We start from the raw sequence: 675 nt of genomic DNA on the forward strand, positions 1-675 counted from the left end.
CTTATTGTACGCCATGGGTAAAACGCACATGTTGCCACAGTTCTTGTGCAAGCTACATCCTAAGTACAACACCCCAGTCAATGCGATCTTGTTGATCGGTGGCCTTGCGACACTCGCGCCATTATTTGGTCGCAAAATGCTCGTGTGGATTGTTGATGCAGGCGGCTTTGGTATTGTTATTGCTTATACTTGTGTTGCATTGTCATTCTTAGTGCTGCGCTACCGTGAGCCTGATATGGTACGTCCATTTAGAGTACCAGCAGGTAAGTTGGTTGGTATCATCACTATTATCTTAAGTCTTGGTATGTTGGCGCTGTACCTACCGGGTATGCCATCAGCCCTAGTTCCTATCGAGTGGTGGATATTCCTTGGTTGGACGGTTCTTGGCGGTGCAATGTATGGCTATGCGTCAATGAAAAACCCTGGTAAGAGTAAAGAGATTATGGATCATGAGCTGCATGAGCTTAAAATTGTTAATCAACAATGGTTAAAAGAAAATCCATACAAATAATAGTCTCATTTTAGTCAGTCAACTACCTTAAAAAGCCTAACGTCGAACGTTAGGCTTTTTTTATGGTTCTTATGCTGCTTGAAAATGAGTCGATACGTTTGGAACGTCAGAATAGAGCTTAAAGTGACATGCTGATTCTTTATTTAAAGGGGTAATGGCAATCT

General features: G+C 42.2%; 1 protein-coding gene. It reads left to right on the plus strand.

Annotated elements, in window-relative coordinates:
- A partial coding sequence (locus ACS8FC_RS17945) for an APC family permease (protein ID WP_439297789.1) occupies positions 1-511 on the plus strand: 511 nt, incomplete at its 5' end.
- Positions 512-675: the final 164 nt, after the last annotated feature.

The sequence above is a fragment of the Psychrobacter sp. 1Y4 genome, from assembly GCF_051847555.1.